We start from the raw sequence: 4,912 nt of genomic DNA on the forward strand, positions 1-4,912 counted from the left end.
AACCTGGACCATGCGCGGATGGCTGCCAAGACGGCGTATCTCGGCGGCAGCGAGCTTCGGATCCTGTGGCGCGATGATGATCGAGCCCATGAACCGATCGTCTTTCGGCAACCACTGATCGATCTGATAATCGTTGTAAGCGCTGACCAGAGCGCTGGCATAGTAAGGGTTAGCCAGGGTCGACGCCTCGATAGGCTCATCGCCGGCAGGATCGCCACGTCGACTTTGTATTTGTCGAGGTGCTTCTCTTTCATGATGAAATAGTTGTCGGCTTCCGTTTTCGGACGGATGTCCTTGCGGGAAAAGTCCTGCGGGTGGAACCAGGGCCGATGACCATGCGGAAAGGCCCCAACGGGCCCTGTTTTCTCGCCCTCGATGAACATGTCTTTCCACAAGCCGGAGAGATAGGGCTCCAACACAGTAGCGCTTGACCAGTAATTATGACAGTCGCAGTCGACTATGAACACTTCTTCCGCTCCGTATCCGTATCTCGTCCCGGCGGCGCTGCCGGCCGCTGATGTGCTACAGCTTCCGCCTTGAGTATTGTTTGATCAAGCTTATGATACGTGGAATATGATCGAGTTTTTCGATTGGAGATTTCATGCAACTTGATCACATCGAGACCTTTCTGGACATCATCGAATCGAGAAACTTCAATCGCACCGCGGATCGGCTAGGATTGACCCAGTCGACGATCAGCACCCGCATCAAGAACCTCGAGAGCGCAATCGGGTCCGAACTGTTCCAGCGCGGACGCGCTGGGGCGGAACCGACCGCCGCAGGACGCCGGTTCGAAGCTTACGCAAGATCCCTGCTGTCCACATGGTCGCAGGCTCGCCACGATGTCCGGGCGTTCAATCGTTTCGAAGGCACCTTGCGCGTCGCCGCGCAGGTCGGGATGACCCGCTCGGTTTTGCCGGGTTGGGTGGAGACGCTGTGTCAGGCTCTTCCCAAATCGTCGATCCATGTCGAGTCGGATTATTCGAACCAGATGGTCAGCGACCTAAGCATGGGAAATCTCGACATCGCTGTGCTTTACGCCCCACGATACCTACCCGAAATCTCCTATGAACATTTGATGGTTGAGGAATATGTGATGGTTTCCACGGTAGCCAGAACCCTCTCCGAGGTCGATCCTGAAACCTATATTCGTCCTGGCTATACGGTCCTGCTGGAGAAGGCCCATGCCGAATTGCTTGGCGAGTTGGCGATCTGTCGCCTTTCCATGGGATCAGAAACCTTGGCGGAGATGATGCTACGGCGCGCGGGCGGGACCTGCTATATGCGAAGTGACGATGCGCGCAGGTTCGCCCTCGAACGCCCATCGTTCATCGTCGAAGGTGCTCCGACCCTGCATCAGCCGGTACACACGGCCATCCTGGCGCGCCGCAAGCACGAACCGATCATCCGCAAGGGAATCCGCGCCCTTCACGTTGCCGTGATGTCATTGGATATGTAATCGAAATAATCGATCATAACGCGGGAGGGAGGCTCCTGTTATGGCGGGCCTGGAAATGGCATCTTGGCTCTACTTTAAACCGAGATGAATGATGAACGCACACGTTGGGACCCCCGGCCTCCTCCCGATGATGCGTCATCGGCAATGGGCACAAACCACATCGCAGCTCGTACTCTGCCGTCGTGTAATCGAGGAGACGCCCGATGTGAAAACTTTCGTTTTCACATCCCCGACGGATCGGATGTTCTGCTTCAGCGCGGGCCAGTATGTGCTCGTGCACCTCAAGATCGAGGGTGCCGCGGTGACGCGCTCCTACTCTGTTTCCTCACCACCGACGCGACCGCTCGACCTGCAGATCACGGTGAAGCGAACACCGGGCGGCCTGGTTTCGAATTGGCTCCACGACAATTTGGGGGCGGGCGACGAGGTCGAAATCGAAGGGCCGCTCGGCTCATTCAATCTCGATGACCTGCCATATGAAACGCCGCTCTTCCTTTCGGGCGGCAGCGGGATAACGCCCGTGATGTCGATGTTGCGTGCGCTTACCGACCGCGCAACCGACCAGGATATCTCCTTCATTCATAGTGCCAGAACGCCAGGTGATATAATCTTTCGACGGGAATTGGACGCACTTGCCTCTCGCTTCCCCAACGTGCGGGTAACGTGCGTTTGCAGCCAGGAAGATCGCACCTGGAGGGGGCCAACTGGCCGAATAGACAGTCAGATGCTGCTGACCCTCGTTCCCAATCTCCACAGGCGCACCGTTTTTGCCTGTGGACCCGAAGGGTACATGAAGACGGCACGGGCCTGCCTTCACGCAATAGGCTTCCCGCCGGCGCAGTATCACGAGGAGAGTTTCGGAGGCAGCAATGGTTCGCGGTCGGAATTGGCTTCAGCGATTTCGTCTTCGGTCCGTTTCGCCCGCTCGGGCGTGGAGCATCACTGCGCGCCCGGAGAGACCCTGCTTGAAGCGGCACGGAACTGTGGCATCTACATCCCAACCGCCTGCCAGCAGGGCGTTTGCGGAACGTGCCGAATAGCCAAACTATCCGGCGAAGTTGCCATGGACGATCTAGGCGGGCTGAATGCTGAAGATAAATCGGCCGGCTATGTCCTGGCATGTTGCAGCCGCCCGCAAGGAACGGTTTTGCTCGACGTTTAACTCGGCGTTGTTGACCTTTGAAAAGGCCGCCTTGCGCGCGCTTGGCCTCGAGGGTCTGGTCTCAAAATGTTGCCGCCGCCGTCGAAATGGGAGCAGAGCCGCCCCCCTTCCTCCTGGTTTTCGGGTTTACCACCCGCGCACCCGTGGCACCGTTCGACTTATTCCAACCCTTACTGAGCTACAGACGCGAATGTCAGCTTTAGGGCTCGAAACGTGGCAGCGCATTGGCCGGCCGCCAGGCAACTACGATCGGTTGCTGGACTTCAGCCGCGCGGTCACCGGCACATTGTTCTTCGTGCCGGCGACGACATTTCTGGAGAACGTTGCGACCCGGGAAGCAGTCACCTCGACCGCTGGTCCGGCCCTGTCGGACGGATCTATTCGGAGTCATCGTAAGTAGGTCCGCCAGACCATACAGTACGAGGAAACGGCTTGGCGACCCGTACAGAGAACGCTGACCCTCAGCGACTAGCACATCTTATCTGTCAACTGGTTACGAGGCGGTTCGCCCAAATTCAAGAAGCTAGGCCAGCCATTCGCTGACCGCATTTATCTTACACCCATTGGCAGCTTTGCGCCTCAAATCGGCCGATAGGGCGGCCCTATCCGTGCCGTTAAGCGGACGTCGATGAACGGCACGCCAAGAACGGCTTGCGCCATCTGGTCACCCGAGGCGTTTGTGGCGTGCCGAGTTGATATGAGACCCAGCGTCTTGGTCGAAATTAGAACGGGAGCTTGATATCGCCCACCGACAAAGGGCTACCGGCCGCTATGAGCGCGGCAACCGTCTCTCTGTCCTGTTGCCGGCGCCTCATGAGTCCGTTCAGCACCCTGTCGAGAGATATCGCGCCGGCTCCGGCGATGGCGAGGACGAACATGCCGCCCGCTATGGCGAGATCCTTTTCCAAATGCAGCAATTCGTTCTGGCTGGCGAAATTGGTGTGGAACAGGGCTGCTGTTGCCAAACAGAACAGTCCGAGCGCGACCGCGCCCAGACGCGTCAGCAGGCCCAGGCCGATCGAAAGACCGGCTCCCAGCTGCAGCGCTATGGTGGCCATCAGAAGCGGCAGGCTGACGCCGAGGGCGGCCATGGCTTTTGCGGCACCGTCGAAATGGATCGCCAGCTCAACGCCTTCATGCACGAAGAGCAATGAGAGCAGCAGGCGACCCGTCAGCAGGGTCAAGTCGGTGAGATGTAGTTTCAAGGCGATTTGTGTCGTTGTCACGATTGGCTCCAGATAGGAAAGAGGGCAGGCGCCGCACGACGGCGCCCGCCTGGCTTCATTGGGTCACTTTGGTGTCGATGGCCTTCTGCAGGTCTGCGCGTTCCTCGCAGCCTGCCGGGCAGAGCTGGGTCAGCGATGCCAGCTGCTCCCTAGCTTTGGCCATGTCGCCGGTCTCGACATAGAGTTCGCCGAGATATTCGCGCGCCGCCTTGTGGTCCGGCTTCAGTTCGAGCGCCTTGGTGTAGTAGGTCAGTGCCGTCGTGTAATCGCCGGTCTTGCGCAGCGTGAAGCCGAGCAGATTGTAGACGTCGGCCTGCTGCGTGTCCTGCGCCAGGTCACGAAGATCGGCCAATGCACCCTTATAGTCCTTGGCATCGATCTTGGCTTTTACTGCGGTGAGGTCGGGCGCGTCGTCGCCTTCAATGTTGTCCACGGCATAGGCCGGCCCGGTGACGGCGACCGGAACGGCAGTCAGCACGGCAACGGCGCCGAGCAGCCCGAACAGGTTGTGCCTGTTGAAGAGGGAAGGTTCCATTGTCTTTCTCGCTTTGGGATTGCCGCGCTTAAATTTGCACGGGGGTGAAGCCGTAGGCGTTGCCGTCCTTGACGAAGGTGCCGGTGCCCGGGAACGGGAAGTGCGAACCGGAGATGCGGATGTTGTCGGCAATCACGCGATCGATCAGTTTGTGGCGCGTGGTAATGGCCGTCGGCCCATCCTGGTCGTAGGTGCCTTGCCAGTCCGGATGCGGCGCCAGTAGTGCCGGCACATACATTGTGTCTGCCGAAATCATGATCTGCTCCTTGCCGGAGTTTGCGAGGTAGACCGAATGGCCTGGCGTATGACCGGGCGCGGCGATGATCTGCATGCCAGGCGCCACTTCGGCGCCGTCCTCGACCAGCTTCCAGTTCTTCCATTTCGGGAAGTTTTCGGCGATGCGCTTGCCCGCCGGCTTGCGCCCTTCGGGCAGCTTTGCCAGTCGGCCGGGGTCGGTCCACCACTTGTATTCCGTGGCGTTGACGATGAGCTCGGCATTGGGGAACACAGGCGCGCTGGTCCCCTTTTCC

At 59.1% G+C, this 4,912-nt stretch carries 4 protein-coding genes and 3 pseudogenes; 3 read left to right on the top strand and 4 right to left on the bottom strand.

Annotated features, from left to right (window positions below; all coding sequences use genetic code 11):
- Positions 1–467 (bottom strand): annotated as a pseudogene (locus tag EN879_RS40740) (amidohydrolase family protein); the annotation flags it as partial.
- 134 nt (positions 468–601) lie between these two features.
- On the opposite strand from EN879_RS40740, the gene EN879_RS24255 reads away from it, so the two are divergent.
- The 3 genes and pseudogenes from EN879_RS24255 to EN879_RS40145 form a co-directional block, all read left to right on the top strand.
- Positions 602–1,459 (top strand): LysR family transcriptional regulator, encoded by an 858-nt coding sequence (locus EN879_RS24255; protein WP_027162028.1) that lies wholly within the window; start codon positions 602–604, stop codon positions 1,457–1,459.
- Between the two features lie 205 nt (positions 1,460–1,664).
- Positions 1,665–2,621 carry a hybrid-cluster NAD(P)-dependent oxidoreductase gene (locus EN879_RS24260; protein ID WP_158515817.1) on the top strand — a complete coding sequence of 319 codons (957 nt, stop codon included), beginning with the start codon at positions 1,665–1,667 and terminating at the stop codon, positions 2,619–2,621.
- 223 nt (positions 2,622–2,844) lie between these two features.
- Positions 2,845–3,021: pseudogene (locus tag EN879_RS40145) on the top strand (peroxidase); the annotation flags it as partial.
- Between the two features lie 322 nt (positions 3,022–3,343).
- On the opposite strand, the gene EN879_RS24270 reads toward EN879_RS40145, so the two are convergent.
- The 3 genes and pseudogenes from EN879_RS24270 to EN879_RS24280 form a co-directional block, all read right to left on the bottom strand.
- Positions 3,344–3,847, bottom strand: coding sequence for a DoxX family protein (locus EN879_RS24270; RefSeq protein WP_063170612.1), 504 nt, complete (start codon positions 3,845–3,847; stop codon positions 3,344–3,346).
- A gap of 55 nt (positions 3,848–3,902) precedes the next feature.
- The gene (locus EN879_RS24275) at positions 3,903–4,382 is read right to left on the bottom strand and encodes a tetratricopeptide repeat protein (protein ID WP_063170611.1); all 480 of its coding nucleotides are present in this window, start codon (positions 4,380–4,382) and stop codon (positions 3,903–3,905) included.
- A gap of 28 nt (positions 4,383–4,410) precedes the next feature.
- A pseudogene (locus EN879_RS24280) lies at positions 4,411–4,912 on the bottom strand (MBL fold metallo-hydrolase); the annotation flags it as partial.

The organism is Mesorhizobium sp. M7A.F.Ca.AU.002.02.1.1, from assembly GCF_003998535.1.
GTDB classification, from domain to species: Bacteria; Pseudomonadota; Alphaproteobacteria; order Rhizobiales; family Rhizobiaceae; genus Mesorhizobium; species Mesorhizobium ciceri.